The sequence below is a fragment of the Gemmatimonadota bacterium genome, assembly GCA_030747075.1.
Lineage (GTDB): Bacteria > ARS69 > ARS69 > ARS69 > ARS69 > ARS69.
Window position 1 is genome coordinate 43706 of record JASLLL010000014.1, and the last position, 18879, is coordinate 62584.

General features: G+C 64.9%; 18 protein-coding genes. 1 reads left to right on the forward strand and 17 read right to left on the reverse strand.

What is annotated here, in order from left to right; all coding sequences use genetic code 11:
* Positions 1 to 25 precede the first annotated feature (25 nt).
* The 3 genes from QF819_06390 to QF819_06400 all read right to left on the reverse strand — a co-directional run bounded on the left by QF819_06390 (position 26) and on the right by QF819_06400 (position 6760).
* The gene (locus QF819_06390) at positions 26 to 868 is read right to left on the reverse strand and encodes a hypothetical protein (GenBank protein ID MDP6802786.1); all 843 of its coding nucleotides are present in this window, start codon (positions 866 to 868) and stop codon (positions 26 to 28) included.
* A 145-nt stretch (positions 869 to 1013) separates the two neighbouring features.
* The gene (locus tag QF819_06395; protein ID MDP6802787.1) at positions 1014 to 4511 is read right to left on the reverse strand and encodes a DNA polymerase III subunit alpha; all 3498 of its coding nucleotides are present in this window, start codon (positions 4509 to 4511) and stop codon (positions 1014 to 1016) included.
* The gene (locus tag QF819_06400) at positions 4508 to 6760 is read right to left on the reverse strand and encodes a M23 family metallopeptidase (GenBank protein ID MDP6802788.1); all 2253 of its coding nucleotides are present in this window, start codon (positions 6758 to 6760) and stop codon (positions 4508 to 4510) included. Before QF819_06400 ends, QF819_06395 begins: the two co-directional genes overlap by 4 nt.
* 143 nt (positions 6761 to 6903) lie before the next feature.
* Between QF819_06400 and QF819_06405 the strand changes: the two genes are divergently transcribed.
* Positions 6904 to 8751 carry a peptidyl-prolyl cis-trans isomerase gene (locus QF819_06405; protein ID MDP6802789.1) on the forward strand — a complete coding sequence of 616 codons (1848 nt, stop codon included), beginning with the start codon at positions 6904 to 6906 and terminating at the stop codon, positions 8749 to 8751.
* 86 nt (positions 8752 to 8837) lie between these two features.
* On the opposite strand, the gene QF819_06410 is transcribed toward QF819_06405, so the two are convergent.
* The 14 genes from QF819_06410 to QF819_06475 all read right to left on the reverse strand — a co-directional run bounded on the left by QF819_06410 (position 8838) and on the right by QF819_06475 (position 18697).
* A complete protein-coding gene (locus QF819_06410) occupies positions 8838 to 9137 on the reverse strand; it encodes a twin-arginine translocase TatA/TatE family subunit (protein MDP6802790.1) in 300 nt (99 codons plus the stop codon).
* A 15-nt stretch (positions 9138 to 9152) separates the two neighbouring features.
* A complete protein-coding gene (locus QF819_06415; GenBank protein ID MDP6802791.1) occupies positions 9153 to 9419 on the reverse strand; it encodes a DUF4321 domain-containing protein in 267 nt (88 codons plus the stop codon).
* Positions 9416 to 9817 (reverse strand): LytR C-terminal domain-containing protein, encoded by a 402-nt coding sequence (locus tag QF819_06420; protein MDP6802792.1) that lies wholly within the window; start codon positions 9815 to 9817, stop codon positions 9416 to 9418. The genes QF819_06415 and QF819_06420 overlap by 4 nt, the downstream gene beginning before the upstream one ends.
* On the reverse strand, positions 9814 to 10356 hold the full coding sequence (locus QF819_06425; protein MDP6802793.1) for an HIT domain-containing protein: 543 nt from the start codon (positions 10354 to 10356) through the stop codon (positions 9814 to 9816). Before QF819_06425 ends, QF819_06420 begins: the two co-directional genes overlap by 4 nt.
* Positions 10353 to 11099 carry an NTP transferase domain-containing protein gene (locus QF819_06430; GenBank protein MDP6802794.1) on the reverse strand — a complete coding sequence of 249 codons (747 nt, stop codon included), beginning with the start codon at positions 11097 to 11099 and terminating at the stop codon, positions 10353 to 10355. The genes QF819_06425 and QF819_06430 overlap by 4 nt, the downstream gene beginning before the upstream one ends.
* Entirely contained in the window at positions 11096 to 11977 is an 882-nt protein-coding gene (gene panC / locus QF819_06435; GenBank protein MDP6802795.1) for a pantoate--beta-alanine ligase, read from the reverse strand. The genes QF819_06430 and panC overlap by 4 nt, the downstream gene beginning before the upstream one ends.
* Entirely contained in the window at positions 11955 to 12809 is an 855-nt protein-coding gene (gene panB / locus QF819_06440; GenBank protein ID MDP6802796.1) for a 3-methyl-2-oxobutanoate hydroxymethyltransferase, read from the reverse strand. Before panB ends, panC begins: the two co-directional genes overlap by 23 nt.
* Before the next feature lie 66 nt (positions 12810 to 12875).
* On the reverse strand, positions 12876 to 13514 hold the full coding sequence (locus tag QF819_06445; protein ID MDP6802797.1) for a deoxynucleoside kinase: 639 nt from the start codon (positions 13512 to 13514) through the stop codon (positions 12876 to 12878).
* Positions 13511 to 14038 carry a 2-amino-4-hydroxy-6-hydroxymethyldihydropteridine diphosphokinase gene (gene folK, locus QF819_06450; GenBank protein ID MDP6802798.1) on the reverse strand — a complete coding sequence of 176 codons (528 nt, stop codon included), beginning with the start codon at positions 14036 to 14038 and terminating at the stop codon, positions 13511 to 13513. Before folK ends, QF819_06445 begins: the two co-directional genes overlap by 4 nt.
* On the reverse strand, positions 14035 to 14409 hold the full coding sequence (gene folB / locus QF819_06455; GenBank protein ID MDP6802799.1) for a dihydroneopterin aldolase: 375 nt from the start codon (positions 14407 to 14409) through the stop codon (positions 14035 to 14037). Before folB ends, folK begins: the two co-directional genes overlap by 4 nt.
* Before the next feature lie 146 nt (positions 14410 to 14555).
* Positions 14556 to 16217, reverse strand: coding sequence for a chaperonin GroEL (gene groL / locus QF819_06460; GenBank protein MDP6802800.1), 1662 nt, complete (start codon positions 16215 to 16217; stop codon positions 14556 to 14558).
* A 71-nt stretch (positions 16218 to 16288) separates the two neighbouring features.
* Positions 16289 to 16573 (reverse strand): co-chaperone GroES, encoded by a 285-nt coding sequence (groES, locus tag QF819_06465; GenBank protein MDP6802801.1) that lies wholly within the window; start codon positions 16571 to 16573, stop codon positions 16289 to 16291.
* 591 nt (positions 16574 to 17164) lie between these two features.
* Positions 17165 to 17788: a hypothetical protein gene (locus QF819_06470; GenBank protein MDP6802802.1), complete on the reverse strand. Its 624-nt coding sequence runs from the start codon at positions 17786 to 17788 to the stop codon at positions 17165 to 17167.
* Positions 17789 to 17803: 15 nt separating this feature from the next.
* Positions 17804 to 18697, reverse strand: a complete 894-nt coding sequence (locus QF819_06475; protein ID MDP6802803.1) for a hypothetical protein — start codon at positions 18695 to 18697, stop codon at positions 17804 to 17806.
* Between the last annotated feature and the right edge of the window lie 182 nt (positions 18698 to 18879).

Below are 18879 nucleotides of genomic sequence, written 5' to 3' on the forward strand. Positions count from 1 at the left end.
CGATCCGCCCGGACGAAGCGCGGCCTCAGAAGGACTCCGCGTACGATAGCGTGAACTCCCGGCCCCAGCCCTCGTCGACCAGAACTTCCGCGAGACCCGGATCCAGCTTCTCGGAGTTGCGCAGCATATCCCGGATCACGAAGCGCACCTCCACATCGGGGGCAAGACTCCATCGGAATGCGGCATTGAAGTAGCCCCGCCCGCGACCGTAGACCCCATCGGAAAGGTCGTCGTTCGTGGCAAGATCGTACTCCAGCACCATACTCCAGGCATCCCCGAGGCTCTTCTCCGCGCCCACGAAGAGCGTGGGGTCGGAGTCGTCCAGATCTTCCAGCGATCGGCTCACTCCGCTGTGGATGGAGAGGTCTCCGCCCACCGCGTAGTTCTTCGAGAGCACCGCATAAACGCCCCGGGACTTGAACTGGTATCGGGCCAGTCCGGTGTCGTAGTACCCGGCGCCCTGTGTATCCACTCCCATGACGAAAGCCGGCATGGTGTAGGTCTCTTCCGCAACGCGGACTTTCATCAGAATCCCCGGGTGAGGGTTCCAGTCCGGCTCGCCATCCCCGATCACCTTCAGCCCGCCGAAACCGGCCCCCACCGTGATCCAGTCCTGCAGGCCGATGTCCACGCGAAACTCCACGCCGCCTCCCGGGAAGACCCGGGCCCGCGATTCAAATGTGCCGGGAGGCAGAAGCCCCGCCGTCGGGGAATCCACCAGGACACGGGATGGCACCAGGAAACCGGTGGAAGCGGTCTCGTCGGCAAGTGCACCTGCCCACGGCAGGAGGAGAAGAAGACAAGCCGCCGCCCCAACCCGACTGCGGGGGCTGAAAGTGATCCCTGATCTGCTCGCGAATCCGGTCATCGGTTCCTCCGGTGGGAAATGCCCCTCCGCCGCGCCCGGCACGCATCCGGAGCGGGACGCGGGCGGGCCACTCCCGGCGCCGGGGACGGTATCAGACCCGTTTTCGGAATGTCAACGAACCCTCTCCGCGGAGCGCCCATTGCCCTTACCTCTGCCCCGGACGCCCTCTGCGGCCTTCGCGAACCCCGGCGGGCCATCGCCCCGCGAGGCGGACGGCGTTCTCCCCCACCAGTCCCTCCAGTTCCTCCAGAGTTTCCTCATCCGCCCGGAGCCGCACAGCGGTGACCTCCACCGGGACCATATTCCCGTCGGAGAGCCCCACGCGCAGCACGGTGGGGAGCCCCCCGAGGCGACGGCGACCGATTTCCTTCACCTTCTCCACGAACACATCGCCCACTTCTGAGTCGATCACATCGAGCACGATCCTCTCGGTGAGCCCCTCCGCCACGGAATCGAGCGGCATGGCGCGGTTCAGCAGAATCTTGGGCTCCCCTTCGTCCTTCACGGAAAGCGTCCCCCCGATCAGGACCATCGAATCCACGGCCAGCGTTTCGGCGCAATCTCGATACGGCTCCGAGAAGACCAGCGCCTCCACGGTTCCCGTGAAGTCCTCCAGTTCCACAAACGCCATTCGGTTCCCACGCCGATCCAGCTTGGTTCGGACGGCGACCACCAGCGCCCCGAGGATCATGTCCGTCCCGTCGGTTCGGTTCTCCAGATCATCCGTCCGGGCCGTCGCGAAGGAGCGAATCTCCCGCCGCCACCGGGACAACGGGTGCCCGGAGAAGTAGAAACCCAGCACCGCTTTCTCCCGGTGGAGAAGGTCGGATTTCGTCCACTCTTCCACCTCGGGAAGCCCATCCCGGAATGGAACGACGGTGGAGTCTCCGATTCCTTCGCCGAACAGAGAGGTCTGCCCGAGGTCTCTCTCCCGCTGAAGCCGCGCAGCGTGTCCCATGGCATCGAACACGGCCTCAAACACTTCGGCGCGGTGAGTGCCGAAGGAATCCAGCGCCCCGGCCTGGACGAGGCTTTCCACGACACGCCGGTTGAGAACCTTCGAGTCCAGCCTCGTGACGAAGTCGATCAGCGACCCGAACTCTCCGTCTTGCGAGCGAATCTCCAGAACCCGCTCGACCGCACCGACACCCACATTCTTGACGGCCGCCATTCCGAAGATGATCGCGCCGTCCCGCACGATAAAGCCCGTCTCTGAACGATTGACATCGGGCGGCACAAGACAAAGCCCCATTCGCCGGGCCTCTTCCATCAGGACGGGCATCCGTTTCGACTTCGTCATTTCCGAAGTCAGCGTGGCCGCCAGGAACTCCGCCGGATGGTTGGCCTTGAGCCATGCCGTCTGAACCGAAAGGACGGCGTACGCCACCGAGTGGGACTTGTTGAAGCCGTATCCCGCAAAGTGCGCCATCAGATCGAAGACCTTCCCGGCAACCCCTTCGGCGATCCCCCGCCCCACACACCCCGCCACGAACTTCTCCCGCTGGCGGTCCATCTCCTCGATCTTCTTCTTCCCCATCGCCCGACGCAGAAGGTCCGCTTCTCCGAGAGAGAAGCCCGCCATCCGCGCAGCGATGGCCATGACCTGCTCCTGATAGAGAATGACGCCGTGCGTGTCGCGGAGGATGGGTTCCATCTCGGGATGCAGCACCTGAACTTCGCGGCGGCCGTGCTTCCGGTCGATGAACTCCTTGTCCATCCCCGCACCCAGCGGCCCGGGTCGATGGAGCGCATTGACCGCGACGATATCGTTGAATCCGGTGGGGCGGAGGCTCCGGAGCATCGAGCGCATTCCACCGCTCTCCAACTGAAAGACGCCCACCGTCTCGCCGGACGCCAGGAGTTCGTAGGTTGCCGGATCGTCATGCGGGATTTCGGCCGGGGTGATCGTCTGCCCGAGTCGTGCGTTGACCATGTCCAGCGCGCGCTGCACAACCGTCAGCGTGCGCAACGCCAGAAAGTCCATCTTGAGCAGTCCGACATCCTCCACGCACTTCATGTCGTACTGCGTGGTGATCTCATCCCGCCCGGACTTGAAGAGCGGAACGAAATCGGTGAGGTCTCCCGGCGCCACCACCACGCCTGCCGCATGAGTCGAGGCGTGTCGGGACAGCCCCTCCAGCACCCGCGCGTGCCCTACCAGTCGGCGGAAGGTGGCGTCGTCCCGCTCCAGCCGCTCGAAGTCCGGATTCATGGAGAAGGCCTTCGCGAGCGTCATGTCGGGATCATCGGGCACCATCTTCGCGATGCGGTCCACATCCCCGAACGGCACCTTGAGAACGCGGCCCACATCCCGAATCACCGCCCGCGCAGCCATGCACCCGAAGGTGATGATCTGCGAGACGCTCTCCTTCCCGTACTTGTTCACGACATAGTCGATGATCTCCGCGCGCCGCTCGTAGCAGAAGTCGATGTCGATATCCGGCATCGACACGCGCTCGGGATTGAGGAACCGCTCAAAGAGAAGCCCGTGGGCGATCGGGTCCACATCCGTAATCTCAAGGCAGTACGCAACCAGAGACCCCGCCGCGGAACCCCGGCCCGGGCCGACGGGAATGCCCCGGTCCTTCGCCGCATGGATGAAGTCCCGCACGATCAGGAAGTATCCCGGGTAGCCCATCTGCGTGATGACGCCCAGTTCGTACTCAAGGCGTTTACGAACCGTCTCGTCCGCCGATGGATACCGGGCCGCCATCCCCTCGTGCGCCAGCCCGGCGAGGTACTCCGCTTCGCCCTTCGCCCCCTCGGGAATCGGAAAGCGGGGCATTCGGTTGACGCCCAGTTCCAGTTCCAGATTGCACCGCTCCGCGACCTCCAGCGTGTTCGTGACCGCTTCCGGAATGTCACGGAAAAGCTCCTTCATCTCGTCGGCGGTCTTGAAGTAGAGCTGGTCCGTGCTCATTCGGAGGCGCTTCGGGTCGTCAAACTCCTTGCCGGTCCCGATGCAGATCAGGATGTCGTGAGACTCCGCATCCGACTGCGCCCCGTAGTGGCAGTCGTTGGTGGCCACCATCTTCGCACCCGAGCGGTCGGCGATCCGCCGAAGCATGGGGATGACGCGGCGCTCTTCGTCGATGTCGTGATCCTGAACCTCCACATAGACATTCTCCGCGCCGAGCATGTCCTGATAGGTCCCGAGGATCCGAAGCGCCTCGTCTTCCTTCTCCTCCAGAAGAAGCGACGGAACCTCTCCCTGAAGGCAGGCCGTCAGCGCAATCAGTCCTTCGGAGTGACGCGAAAGAAGTTCATGGTCGATCCGCGGGCGGTAGTAGAACCCCTCGAGGTATGCGGCCGAAGTCAGCTTCATGAGGTTGCGATACCCCGCCGCGTCCCGGGCCAGCAGCACCAGGTGATGCGTGCGTGGACCGCCGCCCCTGGTGGGGATCCGATCGGTGCGGCTTCCCGTGGTGATGTACACTTCGCACCCGAGGATGGGCTTGACGCCCTGCTTGCGCGCCTCCTTGTAGAACTCCACGCATCCATGCATGGCGCCGTGATCGGTGATCGCCAGCGCGGGCATTCCGCACTCTCTGGCGCGGGCCACGAGATCCCGGATTCGGTTTGCACCGTCGAGAAGGCTGAACTCGGTATGGTTGTGCAGATGTACGAAGTCGCAGTGCTTCAAGATTCCTCCAGAACAAGCTCAAGCTCCGATGCCACCCGGTTTCCGCACCGGTCCGCCACGACGATCTTCACACGGACGGACTCTCCGCGAGGCACGGAAGCCGGGAAGCGCGCAGCGACCTCTCCCGTCTCCGTGTCGAGTTCGACAATGGTCGGCAGACCTTCCACGAGAACCTCGACGCCATCGCAGTCCACGCCCGCGCCGTCGTCCCGCAGAGTGAATCGAAACACGAAGTCGTCAGCTCGATGCTCCAGCCGACCCGGTTCGATGATCGGGGGGATCGAATCCTCGAACAGCCCCACGGGCAGCGGGGTTCGAACCTCGGCGACCCAAGCTTCCAGGGCGGGTTCCCACGCCCCGCCGATGGTACCGAAACCATCCCGTTCCTGCACGAAAAGTCCGAGCCGAAGCGGGTCAAAACTCCCGGGGCCGGGCGCGATGGCGACGGAGCACGGCACCGCCGGAGAGATGCACCCCGTATCCAGCCGAAAGAGAGAGCTTGCCGGGCGAAGGGCGCCGTCCTCCGGCGGCGGGATCTCGTGGAGCCGCGCGAAGACGGGACGGCGAAAGGCCCCGTCCGGGAGCGTCCATGTGCCGAGGCCCGAGGGAGAGATCAGAAGGGTCCGCCCGTCCACCCGAGCCGTGCCCGGAACCGGGAGTGCGGGAAGGCGGGCCGGACGCCCCCAGGGGTCCGCGCCGAGACCCGCGGCGGGCAGCGTGGAACTCCGGGGCGCGTCCGCGGGAAGGACCAGCCGAAGCCCGCCTCGCCCCCACGGCTCCGCGCCGGGAAAGTCCCCGGGCGCGCCTTCCCGGGGGAAGAGTAGCTCCAGCCATGCACCCGCTGTGACGACCGTCGGTGTGGAGAACACGACCTCCGCCGGCGGGTGCCCGGGAGTCGCCCGGACTACCGGGGCACTCTCCACGCCCAGCGCATCCATCGCCCAGACGCGGACGAGAGCCGGTACGCCCGCCAGAGCGAAGCACGCACCGAACGCGCCCGTCTCGCCCACCGGGAGATCCACGGGTGCGCTCCAGTTTCGGCCTTCGTCCGTGGACCATTCCATGCGAACCCGCCGGACGGCGCGCCCCGGTCTGTCCACGACGCCCAGGACTTCCATCGAATCCGCCGAAGTCCCTCCCGGGGCCAGCGCAAGGAGCGCCACGCCCGGCGGCGGCGCGAACGACAAGACCACGGTCAGACCGCCCTCGTTTCCGGCAGCGTCGTGTGCGCGAATCTCCAGCGTGCGGACCCGCTCCCCCGGGGCTTCGCCCGAAAGCGCCCCGTCTCCCGAGGGAGCAAACGCACCGGAGGCAGCCTCGGCTTCCGAAGTCCAGAGCCGGTGGAAGCGCCCCCGCCCTTCGTACGAATAGCGGGGATCCACCCGAAGGTCCATCTTCCCCGCATCCGCAAAGTCGAAGCGGTCGTAGTCGATGCTCCACCGTTCCTCGCCGTCTTCCAGAAGCGCCAGGCGCGACGGCCCCAGCCCCCGACGGCAGCCGGAGGTCGTTTCCTCGACTTCGACCTCGATTCCGATCATCCCGCGCACGGGCACGGGCTCACCGCGTGTCCCGGAGGCGAAGCGCTTCGCGGGGAACAGCACGGTCCCCGCTTTCCCCTCGACGGCGGATCCCGGTTCGAGCGGCACCAGCCCCACGCGGACGATCCCGGGAGGGGAGTCATCCCTAACGCCAAACCCGTGTGCCAGCGGGTCCATGGGCCGCTCGTCGATGTCGCGGACTTCGAAGTGCAGATGCGGCACACCCACGCCGGACTGGCCCGTGTAGGCCACCACCTCCCCCCGGGAAACGGGGAGGCTCCCCGGTGCGAACTCGTAGTCCAGGTACGCGTCCCCCGCGGCGTCCTGAAGAGCGCGAACGGAGTCCGCCGCCGCTCCGGCAAAGCGGGACAGGTGGGCGTAGACGGCAGTTCGTCCATCGTGAAGCCGAAGGTAGACCGCTTTCCCGTAGCCGTAGCAGGACACGCGAACGCGTGAGATCTCGCCATCGGCCACCGCCCGGCACTCGTAACCGACGCGCCCCCAAGTGGAAATGTCGATCCCCGAGTGGAAATGCCCGGGGCGGAACTCCGCGAAGGAGGAAGTGACGCACCAGCCAGCATCCGTTGGCCAGACGGCAGGAGGGCTTCCGGCGGCACAGCGACCGGCCCATCCGGCGAAAGCCAGCGGAAGAACGACGCTCAGAACGGCTGAAAGGAGTGGTCGGCAGGGCCGGTGGGCGGGATTTCTCATGCGTGAATCGATTATCACCGCTGCGCAGGGGGTGTCAAGACGCGTCGCCCTCACGCTTGCCCGCCCTTCCGAAGGCGTGATATCTTCGCCGGGCTTTCCGCGAACCGGAACCTTTCTGCGCTGAGACTCACGGGAGATCCGCCATGCTGATGAACACTCTCAGGGAGAAGACCCGCGTGGTCCTCTTCCTCGCCCTGGTCGCCTTTCTCGGGCTGATCTTCTTCGACTGGGGCATGCAGTCCACGCGAGGCGGAGGCCCGGGGGGCGGCGGTGCCATTGGGAAGGTGAACGGACAGGACATCCCGTTCGATTCCTACCGCGCCACTCGGCAGAACACCGTCCGCGAGTTCGAGCAGGGCACCGGGCGCTCGCCCGACGACGCGGACCTGGAGCGCATCGAATCCCAGACATGGCTCACGCTCATCCAGGAAACGCTGCTCGTTCAGAGCGTCAAGAAGTACGGGATCGGGGCCTCGGATGCGGAAGTGCTGGAAGTGCTCCGGAGCAACCCGCCCGCCATCCTGCGTTCCCAGTTCGTCAACGAAGAGGGGCAGTTCGACGCCGTCGCCTATCAGCGGGCCATGGCGGACCCGTCCATCGACTGGTCGGGCGTGGAGCAGTACATCCGATCCACGATGCCCATGGACAAGCTCGTGGCCTATGTCGGGATGAATGCGCGCGTCACCTCCGCGGAGGTCCGCTCCCAGTTCGACCGCCAGCATGAAACCGCGCGCGTGAAGCATGTCACTTCGCTCATCAGCGCGGTGGAACTGGAGGAGGCGGACGAGACGCCGCCTGAGACCGCGCTCACCGCCTACTACGAATCCCATCGCGAGGACTTCCAGATCGGGGAGCAGGCCGTACTGGAAGTGATCCAGTTTCCGAAGACACCCTCTCCGGCGGATTCCGAAGAGGTTCGTCAGGATCTCCTGGACCTGCGGGAGATGGCCCTCGAAGGAACGGACTTCGCGGATCTCGCCACGGAGTGGTCGGAAGAACCCGCGTCTGCGGAGCGCGGCGGAGATCTGGGGTTCTTCGGCGTCGGGGAGATGCCCCCCGCTCTGGAGAGCGCGGCCATGGGGCTTGATCCCGGAGAGATCTCCGAAGTCGTCCGGACGGACTTCGGCCTGCACATTGTGAAGGTGGAAGAGAAGAAGACCGAAGAGGATCGAGACCTCGTCCGGGCGCGACACATCCTGATGCGCGTCGAGCCTTCCCGGAAGACCATCATGAAGGCGGCGGCCCGGAGCGACGACTTTGCCGCCGCGCTCGCCGAGGGCGGTGACTTCGCGAAGACCGCGGACGAGTTCGGCATCGAGCTGGTCCGAACGGACCCCTTCACCCGGAGCGAGCGCGTGCCGGGCATCGGGTACCTGCGAGGCGTCCGCAACCTGGCATTCCGCGAAGATCCGGGCGCGACCTCTCCGGATCCTGAGGAGAATGATCAAGGCTTCTTCCTGTACCGGCTCGTGGAGCGGATTCCCGCCCATGCCCAGCCAATGGACGAGGTACTGGACACGGTCCGCGCTTATGTCGTCCGCGAACTCCGTGCCACCCGGGCGCAGGAGGCGCTGGAGGCCGCCGTCGCCGCATCGGACGGATCGCTCGAGGGAATCGCGCGAGAGCTGGGAACGGAGATCAAGACGCCCAAGGAGTTCACGCGGGATTCGTTCGTCCCGGGAGTCGGCGTCCGAAACGACTTCAGCGCGGCGGCATTCTCCATGGATCCCGGATCCGTATCCGAAGTCCTGGAGACCGACCGGGGCTTCCATGTCCTGATGGTGGAAGAGCGAATCCCGGGCGAGGAAGCCCTTTTCGTCGAGAAGCAGGCGGAGATCCGCAACCGGCTCATCGGTGACAAGCGGCAGCGCCTCCTGGCGGGCTGGCTGGAGCAGCTTCTGGTGAACGCGGAGATCGAGGACTTCCGTACGCGGTCCGAGACCCTGTGGACGCCGGACGACGCCGTGCTGTCCTACCTGCGAGAGAACTGACCGGAGACGCCCTCGCGGACCCGCCTTTCCGGGTGGTCGCCCCGGCTCACCGGCGGCGACAGCCCGGACGGGCGCCGCATGAGGTGCTAGACCGGGTCGTCCATTCCCTTGGGGACTTCCGGCGAGTCCGTGTCCTTCGCGGAGGTCTCATCCCGGATCCCTGTGGGCAAAGACTCCTTCCCCGCCTTCGGAGTTTCCCCGGACTCCGCCTCCCGCACCGCTTCGGCCAGGTTCATTTCGCGCTGCATCTCGGTGGAGAGCTTGCGAACCTCGCGGATGCCCTTCCCGATCCCGCGCGCCACCTCGGGGATCTTCTTCGGGCCGAACACCAGAAGCACAATCAGGAAGATGAGGATGAGTTCCATTCCGCCGATACCGCCCGGCATGTCCGTCTCCTCCTCTTAGTACCAGCGAAGCAGGTAGGTGGCGAAGACCACCCCCAGCACCGCCATCAGATTGATCTTCACGGTGAAGCCGACCGTGAAGGACAACGCGACAAGATTCACTGTGGCCGGGCCCACGGAAGTACCGACAGACAGAAGGAAGAACTCCTTCACCACGCCGTCCGGGAGAATGAGGCCAATGGCCTCTCCGACAATCGCCCCGATGAGGAGTCCCAGTATAATCCCGAACACGAGAATGCCGGGACTTCGATGGCGAACCGTCATGCTCCCTCCTTCCGGGCCGTCGCCCGATCCTTCCCGAGGATGACCGTCACATCCAGCAGGATGTCCGTGTTCCTCTGCTGGACGGAGGGCTCCACTCCCAGTGCGGATGCGACGCGCCGCGCGTACTCCGGCTGCCCGACACGATCCAGCACAAGTGTCCGCTCGTAATCGAAGCGTCGCGCGTTCCCGATGGCGACGACATCAAAGCCCACATCCCTCAGTTCTTCCGCAAGAATCAGCCCCGCGCCGGACTCCCCGCTGCCGTTGAGCACTTCCACGCGAATGGGCGAACCGTCAGTGCGAAGCGACTCCGCTCGCTCACCCTTCCCGGACGACAGAAGAAACACGAAACCGACTGCGGCTGCGACAACCCCTCCGATGAGCCCGGCGGCTTTCACTCCGCCCCCTCCTTCTTCTCCAGCTCCGCAATGACGCCCTCGCGGATGCGAGACCAGGTGGCCTCCAGCGCCTCCGGCAGCACCTTGGTTTCTGCCGTCACGGGCATGAAGTTGGTGTCGCCGGTCCACCGCGGCACCAGATGGAGGTGCAGGTGATCCGGGATTCCCGCCCCCGCGACGCGGCCCAGATTCATCCCCAGATTGAACCCGTGGGGCTGGTGGGTGGAATCCAGAACGCGCTGCATGAGCGCGGCCAGTTCCATGACTTCCGAAGCCTCCTTCGAACTGAACTCGCCGAACTCGGACACATGGCGTTTCGGGACGACCATCATGTGCCCGTTATTGTACGGGTAGAGATTCAGGACCACGAAGCAGGTATCCCCCCGATGCAGCACGAGATTTCCGGGGCCGTCTTCTTCCTCAAGGAGTGTGCAGAAGATGCAGCCGTCTGTGGGTTCGCCGATGGAGCGGATGTACTTCATTCGCCAGGTGGCCCAGAGCCGCGTGAGGAGTGTTCCTTCCGCGTCCCGGCCACTCATGATCCCTCCCGCTCCAGAATCTCGCACGCTTCCCGGAGTTGATCCGGATTGTTCACGCCGAGGATCTCTTCCGGCTGCGCTGCCGCGACGGCCACCGCTTTCTTCCCGGCGCGCCGGAGAATGCCGACGGCATCGGTCAGGTAGTATTCGCCCTGTGCGTTGTTCGCCCCGATGCGTGCAAGAGCGGAGAGAAGGTCCTCCCGACAGAAGCAGTAGACGCCGGAGTTGACTTCATCGATCGCGCGCTGATCTACGGTGGCGTCTTTTTCCTCCACGATGCCGATGAAGTCACCGTCGTCATTGCGCACGATCCGACCGTACCCGAAGGGATCGGCAAACCGGGCGGTGAGCACGGTCACGGCGGCACCACTCTCCTGATGCCGGGCAAGGAGCGTGGCCAGCGTGCTTCCTCGAAGAAGCGGCGTGTCTCCGGCCAGCACCAGCACATCCCCATCCGCCTCGCCGAGAAGAGGCGCGGCACGGCGTACGGCATCGGCAGTGCCCAGACGCTCCGTCTGGACGACAAACTCCCAGCCTTCTTCGCGGAAGGCGTCCCGCACGAGATCCGCGCCGTTCCCGATCACGACGATGATCCGCGCCGCACCCGACTCGCGTGCCGCACGACCGACATGCGCCAGCAGAGGTTCTCCCGCCGCTTCGTGCAGCACCTTGGGCAGGTCGGACTTCATCCGCTTGCCCTCCCCCGCCGCGAGAATCACCGCCACTCCGTCTGTTTCCGTCACGACCCTTCTCCCGTTCCGTCTCCGTCGGCGACCGCCGACCCCAGAGACACATTGTCGATCAGTCGCCCCGCGCCCACGCCAACGGCCACGGCCAGGAGCGCGGGAGCGTCCCCGCCAGGCCAGGGCCCGATCGTCTCATTGTCCACAATCTCCACATACTCCTCCGACAGAAGAGGCTCTCCCGCCAGTTCGCTCCGCACTGCCGAAACGAGCTGCGCCGCGGAGCGTTCGCCGGACGCATAGAGTTCTTCCGCCGCGCGAATCCCCCGGGGAATGGCCGCCGCCGCGTGCCTCTCCTCCGGCGAGAGGTAGGCGTTCCGCGAACTCATGGCCAGACCGTCACTCTCCCGCACGGTGGGCGCCGTCAGGATGCGCCCCGGCAGGCGAAGATCCGCAGCCAGCCGCTTGACGATCAGCGCCTGCTGGGCGTCCTTCTCTCCGAACACTGAGAAGTCCGGCCGGACGATGTTCAGCAGCGTCGCCACCACCGTCGCCACGCCTTCGAAGTGGCCGGAGCGAACGCGACCGCAAAGCCCCGCTTCCAGTGGTTTCACACGAACCGTGGTCGCAAATCCGTCCGGGTAGATCTCTGGAACCGACGGAGCGAAGAACACCGACGCCCCCGCCTCCTCTGCAAGCTGAAGATCCCGGGGCCGATCCCGCGGATAGGTTCCGAAGTCCTCTCCCTGGCCAAACTGCCGTGGATTCACGAAGACCGAGACCACCACCGACGCCCCGCGGCGCCGTGCAAATCTCACCAGCGAGAGGTGGCCTTCATGGAGCGCACCCATGGTCGGGACGAACCCCACCGGGTGGCCGCCCTCGCGGATTGCGGAAACCGCCCGGCGGACTTCCTCAACCGTCTTCGCGATCTCCACGGTCGGGCCTCCGCTCTCCGGCACTGTAGCTGTGCTCCAGGTCAGGGAAAGCGCCGTCTCGGACTTCGACCCGGAAACGCCGCAGCGCCTCCACCATCACGCGGCCGACCTCTGCGTACCGCTTCACAAACCGCGGCTGGATTCCGTTCTCCAGACCGAGAATGTCGTGGAACACCAGGACCTGCCCGTCGCAGTGCGGTCCCGCCCCGATCCCGATTGTGGGAATGTCCACCGCAGCGGTGATCTCTGCGGCCAGTTCGTAGGGGATCCCCTCCAGAACCATGGAGAAACACCCCGCGCCCTCCAGCAGGGTGGCGTCTTCGATCAGTCGCTTGCGGGAAGTACGGTCCTTCCCCTGCACGCGATACCCGCCGAAACGGTGGATCGACTGCGGCGTGAGCCCCAGGTGTCCCATGACCGGGATGGAAGCATCCGTCAGGCCGCCGATGACATCCAGGAACTCCCGGCCGCCCTCCAGCTTGACCGCCTGCGCGCGCCCTTCCTTGATGAGCCGGCCCGCGTTCCGCACGGCGTCATGCCGCCCGGACTGGAACGAAAGAAAGGGCATGTCCGCGATCACAAAAGCGCGCGGCCGGGCGCGCGTTACCATACGCGCGTGGTAGACCATGTCGTCCAGCGTGACCGGGAGGGTGTTCTCGTGCCCCTGCACGACCATCCCGAGCGAGTCCCCCACCAGGAGCGCATCCACGCCCGCTTCGTCGCAGATGCGCGCGGAGGGGTAGTCGTAGGCGGTGACCACGGTGATCCGCTCTCCACGCCGCTTCATGGCGTGCAGCGTTCTCACGGACACCGGCGACTTCTCTCGTGCGATGGGAACCCCCTCCTTCCGGAGCGGCCAGTGTACCCGACCGGGACCGGCCCGGTCGAGGTGTGCGGTTTAGACTGCGCCTACATAGTGGGTGCCGGAAGCGTGGCGACGAATCATCGAAAGAAGTCCTTCGTAGTCGCTGTCGCTTCCAACGAGATCCAGTTCATTCGTGTTGACGATCAGAAGCGGGGTCTCCTCGTAATGGAAGAAGAAGTGGTTGTAGGCTTCGGAGAGCGTTTCCAGGTACTCGCTGGAGATGTTCCGTTCAAACGGTCGTCCGCGATGCTTGATCCGATTCAGAAGCGTGTCCGTCGTGGCTTGCAGGTAGACGACAAGATCCGGCCGCGTCAATCGGGCCTCCAGGAGCGGAACAATGGTCCGGTAGAGGCTCAGTTCGTCCTCGCCCAGATTGATCGTGGCGAAGATGCGGTCCTTGGCGAAGAGATAGTCGGCCACGACGCGTTCGCGGAAGAGATCCCGCTGCGAAAGTTCCCGTTGCTGCCGGTAACGGGACAGCAGGAAGAAGATCTGCGTCTGGAAAGAATAAGAGTCCGGGTCGTCATAGAACCGCGCGAGGAAAGGGTTCTCCTCCACAACTTCCAGCACTTCGACGGCACTGAGCGACTTGGCGAGACGGTGCGTCAGTGTCGTCTTGCCCACTCCGATCACACCTTCCACCGCAATGTAGCGATTCTCGCGCTCCGTCATACCGCTTCCCCTCCCGTCCATCCGGGAAGCGGACCGATTCTGCGGCATGGAGTCCAGCGACCCGAGGCTGCCAGCTCATCACGCATTTCTCTGGCGGTCTTCCCCTCGACCGGGTGTCGCCAGTTCGGGTGAATCTCTGCAAGCGGCTCCAGCACAAAGCTCCGGTCGCGGATGCCCGGATGAGGCAGGTTCAGCGTGGAGTCATTCGCGATGGAGTCGCCATGCCACAACAGGTCCAGATCCAGCACGCGCGGCCCCCAGTGCTCCCCCCGCACGCGCCCGGCCTCATGCTCCAGTTCGTGCAGGCGGTCCAGCAGGCATTCGGGAGAGAGGTCGGTCCGGATGACCGCCACGGCATTGACGAAAGGCGGTTGCTCCGGACCGCCCACAGGTGCCGTATCGAACAGGCCCGACAGCGTGACGGAAGCGGCGCTGTCTTCGGCGGCCAACGCATTCAAGGCCCGGAGAAACGCGGAGGCGGGATCTCCAAGGTTGGCTCCCAGTGCCACGCCTGCCTCGATCACGGCTTGATGCTCCCCCGCTCCACTTCGATTTCCACGCACCCCAGGTTGGGGCAGAAGGGAATGCTCGGCTTCCGCAGACGAATGCGCACGCCGTCCACCGGAAAGCGGTCGAGGATGGTCTCGGCCAGATCGACCGCGAGCGCCTCCACCAGCGAAAAGCGATCTCCCCGGACAACTTCTTCCACGAAGGCGTAAACCTCCTCGTAGTTGACGGCATCGGCAAGGTCGTCACTGTGGGCCGCCGCCTCGATGTCCGCGAAGAGGTCTACATCCACCTCGAATCGCTGGCCCATTTCCTTCTCAGCCGGGTGGTAGCCGTGGTGGCCCACAAGCCCGATTCCGGACAGCGTGATGCGGCTCAGATCGCTCATCCTGCCCCCCTGCGGAAACCCGAAGGGGCAGGTTACTCGATCCCCCCGGGATTATCTTCGAAAAACACCAACGCCCCACCCGACGAAACGGATGGGGCGCGGTGCGGGAGCGTCGATGGGACGCGCCCGGTCTGGCAGGTGGCGGGTTACATCATGCCGCCCATGCCACCCATGCCGCCCATGCCGCCCATGCCGCCCGGGGCGCCACCACCGGCGGCCTTCTCGTCTTCCGGCTGATCCGTGACGATGGCTTCCGTCGTCAGGATGAGTCCGGCAACGGACACGGCGTTCTGGATGGCGCTGCGCGTCACCTTGGCCGGATCCAGAATCCCCGCCTCCAGCATGTCCTTGTACTCGCCTGCCGCGGCGTCGTACCCGGTGGTCGAGGAAGTCTCGGCCTTCAGATGCTGGGCGATCAGCGACCCTTCCTGCCCGGCATTGTAGGCGATCTGGCGGACCGGCTCTTCCATCGCACGGATCACGATCTCCGCACCGATCTTCTCGTCGCCTTCCAGTCCGGAGGCGAAGGTGGAGAGCGTATCGAGGCAACGAATCAGGGCCACACCGCCGCCCGGGACGATCCCTTCCTCGACCGCGGCGCGGGTGGCCGCCAGAGCGTCCTCCACGCGGGCCTTCTTCTCCTTCATCTCGGTCTCGGTCGGGGCGCCCACATTGATGACAGCGACGCCGCCGGCCAGCTTGGCGAGGCGCTCCTGGAGCTTCTCGCGGTCGTAGTCCGAGCTGCTGTCCTCGATCTGCGTCCGAATCTGGGAGATCCGGGCCTTGATCTGGTCCTTCTCTCCTGCGCCCTCGACGATCGTGGTGTTGTCCTTGTCGATCGTGATGCGCTTGGCGCGACCGAGATCCGTCGTGGTCACATTCTCCAGCTTGTAACCGACATCTTCGCTGATGACGCGACCGCCGGTCAGCACAGCGATGTCTTCGAGCATCTGCTTCCGCCGGTCCCCGAACCCGGGGGCCTTGACGGCGGCGATGTTGAGAGAACCACGGAGCTTGTTCACGACGAGCGTGGCCAGCGCCTCGCCCTCGATGTCCTCAGCGATGACCACAAGGGGGGCACCCACCTGGACGACCTTCTCGAGGATCGGGAGGAGGTCCTTCATGTTGGAGATCTTCTTGTCGTGGATCAGGATGTACGCGTCCTCAAGGGCCACTTCCATCCGCTCCGCGTTGGTCACGAAGTACGGCGAGAGGTAACCGCGATCGAACTGCAGTCCCTCGACCGTCTCCAGCGAGGTCTCGATCGACTTGGCTTCCTCGACCGTGATCACGCCATCCTCACCGACGCGGTCCATCGCCTCGGCGATGATGTCCCCGATGGAGGGATCGTTGTTCGCGGAAATGGTCGCGACCTGCGAGACCATCTCCTTGCCCTTGATCTCATTGGACTGCGCGTGGATGGCTTCCACAACCGCCGTCACCGTCTTGTCCATGCCGCGCTTGATCGAAATCGGGCTGGCACCGGCCGTCACATTGCGCAGCCCCTGATGGAGCATTGCCTGCGCGAGAACCGTGGCTGTCGTTGTGCCGTCACCGGCGACATCGTTCGTCTTCGTGGCGACTTCCTTGACCATCTGGGCGCCCATGTTCTCGTACGCGTCCTCGAGTTCGATCTCCTTGGCGATCGTCACGCCGTCGTTGGTGATCGTCGGGGATCCGTACTTCCGGTCGATCACGACATTCCGGCCCTTCGGACCGAGCGTGACCTTCACTGCGTCTGCCAGCTTGTCGACACCGCGTCGGAGCGCCTCGCGCGCCTTGGTGTCAAACTCCATCATCTTGGCCATTTCATTTCCTTTCTTCAGAACCGACCCGCGACGCCCATCCGGCCCGCGGAGTCCAACAACCTGTGATCGAACTAGAGGATCGCGAGCAGATCGCTCTCGCGGAGGATCATGTATTCCTTGTCGCCAAGCGTGACCTCGGTCCCCGAGTACTTCCCGTAGAGAACCTCGTCGCCTTCCTTCACTTCGAGGGGCACGCGCTCCCCGTCATCCGTGCGGCGGCCGGGTCCGGCAGCCACGACCTTGCCCTTCGACGGGCGCTCCTTGGCGGTATCCGGAATGTAGATGCCGCTCTCGGTCTTCTCGTCAGCCTCCAGGGCTTCGATCAGAACCCGGTCACTGAGGGGCTTGATGCTCATCCTGACTTCCTCCTTCGAGGTTTTTCCCCGCTCCTCCAGGCCCGGATTCGCCGGTCCGAAGGGGCTGAGGGACGGTTTTCTCCGTCGGGGGAGCCGCTTGGCACCAACCCACGGAGAGTGCTAACAGCGTCAGCGTGGTGGCAAAATACTCCGGCGCCGGTGCGGTGTCAACCCCCGCGATGCGCCCGGCAGTTCCACGGTGTTCGGAAGATTGTGGGTGGGAAGTGTGAGCCGGGTGGATACGCCCAGGTGCTTCACGATGGCTGTCCCCTCTGCGTGGATTGCGCATCTCGGTACGACCCAATGCGTTGGCTCCTGGAAGGTTCGTCGCGAGGGTGTTCCGGATAGTGCCACCGGGGTACACAATCCCGCCCTTCTTCCCCCTCCCCCCCTCTCCCACCCGCTCCGAAGGATCGCGCCGCCCGGAAGGTTCGTCGCGAGGGTTTGCCGGGGGGCGGCTGACAAGACGATGAGGTGGGATCAACCGGAGGCGGGGCCTGAGCCCCGTCGAGGATTGAGTCCGCCTCCATCGACGCAGTCAGGCGCCCCCCGGCGAAGCCGCAGCAGAACCTGCCGGGCGGCGCGATCCTACTAGAAGACGGGGACATCCACCGCCACACCGCCGACGATGTGGAGCGAGACGCCGAGTTCCCAGTCGAAGTTCGTTTCCTCTCCCGTGGGAAGCGACGCTCCCGTCACGGAATAGGTGATCGACACGGCCGGACTGGCCCCGAGCTGCGCGGCGGTCAGGACATCGGCAAGCGCCCCGTTCAGGAGGTCCACGCCGTCGGAGTCCAACAGGTCCATGACATCAATCCAGTCCGTCCCGATCCCGGCCGGTGCGTCCAGACCCACCACGAGATTCACAACCGGGCCGCCGTCCCGCGCCAGAGTCACCAGGGCTCCGTTCACCTCGCGTGCAGGATTCGGGTCCGGACTGGTGATCCGGTAGCTGATCCCCGACACCCGAATGCTCCGAATGTCATCCACCGACACGCCGTTCTCCGAGAGGATGGCGTTCAGGTCCACCTCGGCGGCAAGATCGTGCGTCGCCGCGTCATCGATGGCATTGACGGAACCGCGCGCTTCGAAGGCGGTCGTGGTCATCCCGCCGAGAACCAGATCCACCACGCGCTCCTCCACGCAGGTCGGCGCCAGGAGCGGAAGTGCCAGCAGTCCGACAAGTCCGATTTTCCCGAGAGTCATTCGCCTCATGTTTCTATTCCCTCCCTAGATTCCGAAGCTGATTCCGGCGGCAAAGCCGTTCACCGCAGCGATGTTCGCCTCGGCGTGGATTTTCAGGATGGGGAGGTTGAGTCCGGCACCGACTGTCAGATGCGGATTCGTCTCCCGATCGAAGGCGATTTCCACGGCCTGGCCGAGCGTCTCCTCCGTGTAGCTGGCTTCCATGGTGAAGGAGTCGATCCCGATCGAGGCATAGGGTTCGACCGAGATGATCATCCCGAACTTCTTGCTGGCGGTCACATCCACATGCAGTGCCGTGGCCGTAAGCAGGTCATCGCCCAGTTGGAGGCTCTGCCAGAAGGCGCCCGCCGCAAGATCCACCGGCAGCCCGGGAAGGTACCTGGAGATGCTGTGCTGGCCGCCCAGGCCGAGCAGGCGGAAGTTGCCGAACTCGGAGTCCCCGAGGTCCAGCGACACATAGCGCACCACGGCCCGGGTTCCGAGTACGGACCCCACCGTCAGCTGTGGTACACCCGTCAGCAGCCGGTCCAGATCGAAGCCGCCCGGCAATGCGATCTCTACGCCCGCGGGACCTTCCGAGTAGACCGAAGCCGTATCACCAATGACCGTCGGCGCGTCCACCGGGGAGAACCCGTCCGGGAGGGTCGGGGAGTAGGTGCGATCGTCGTCGGAGAACTGCACCATGACTCCGTTGATATCCAGCGAGAAGTTCAACCCGACAAAGGGAACATTTCCCGACCGGAAGATGGCGGAGTTCAAGGACGCCCCCAGAGCCGATGAGAGCGGCTGGAGGTAGGCGGTCGCGTAGCTCTCGGCCATCGAGCTCAAGTTCGACTCCAGCTGAGCGAACGAGGGCGCGGAGAGAAGAGCGACCAGAAGAACCGCCATGAGCGCGGCACGAAGCGAACGGAGCATCATGCGTAGACCTCCTGAATGTGTATAGGGGGTGATTTCATTGCCGGGGAGGATGATGGAAGGCGCAGGCTCCCGCGTCAAGTCCCCCGTGTTGTATCGGCAGAAGGACGGCCCGAGGATACCCCCAACCGCCGATCAATCAGAAGGAGCCCCCGAAGCGTCAGGTTACTGTCCACCCGGGTCAG

Bases quoted from the DNA above. Each gene is read 5' to 3' on its own strand.
- QF819_06390 (MDP6802786.1), bottom strand. From the start codon at position 868: ATGACCGGATTCGCGAGCAGATCAGGGATCACTTTCAGCCCCCGCAGT.
- QF819_06400 (MDP6802788.1), bottom strand. From the start codon at position 6,760: ATGAGAAATCCCGCCCACCGGCCCTGCCGACCACTCCTTTCAGCCGTT.
- QF819_06405 (MDP6802789.1), top strand. From the start codon at position 6,904: ATGCTGATGAACACTCTCAGGGAGAAGACCCGCGTGGTCCTCTTCCTC.
- QF819_06410 (MDP6802790.1), bottom strand. From the start codon at position 9,137: ATGCCGGGCGGTATCGGCGGAATGGAACTCATCCTCATCTTCCTGATT.
- QF819_06415 (MDP6802791.1), bottom strand. From the start codon at position 9,419: ATGACGGTTCGCCATCGAAGTCCCGGCATTCTCGTGTTCGGGATTATA.
- QF819_06425 (MDP6802793.1), bottom strand. From the start codon at position 10,356: ATGAGTGGCCGGGACGCGGAAGGAACACTCCTCACGCGGCTCTGGGCC.
- QF819_06445 (MDP6802797.1), bottom strand. From the start codon at position 13,514: ATGACGGAGCGCGAGAATCGCTACATTGCGGTGGAAGGTGTGATCGGA.
- folB (MDP6802799.1), bottom strand. From the start codon at position 14,409: ATGAGCGATCTGAGCCGCATCACGCTGTCCGGAATCGGGCTTGTGGGC.
- groL (MDP6802800.1), bottom strand. From the start codon at position 16,217: ATGGCCAAGATGATGGAGTTTGACACCAAGGCGCGCGAGGCGCTCCGA.
- groES (MDP6802801.1), bottom strand. From the start codon at position 16,573: ATGAGCATCAAGCCCCTCAGTGACCGGGTTCTGATCGAAGCCCTGGAG.
- QF819_06470 (MDP6802802.1), bottom strand. From the start codon at position 17,788: ATGAGGCGAATGACTCTCGGGAAAATCGGACTTGTCGGACTGCTGGCA.
- QF819_06475 (MDP6802803.1), bottom strand. From the start codon at position 18,697: ATGATGCTCCGTTCGCTTCGTGCCGCGCTCATGGCGGTTCTTCTGGTC.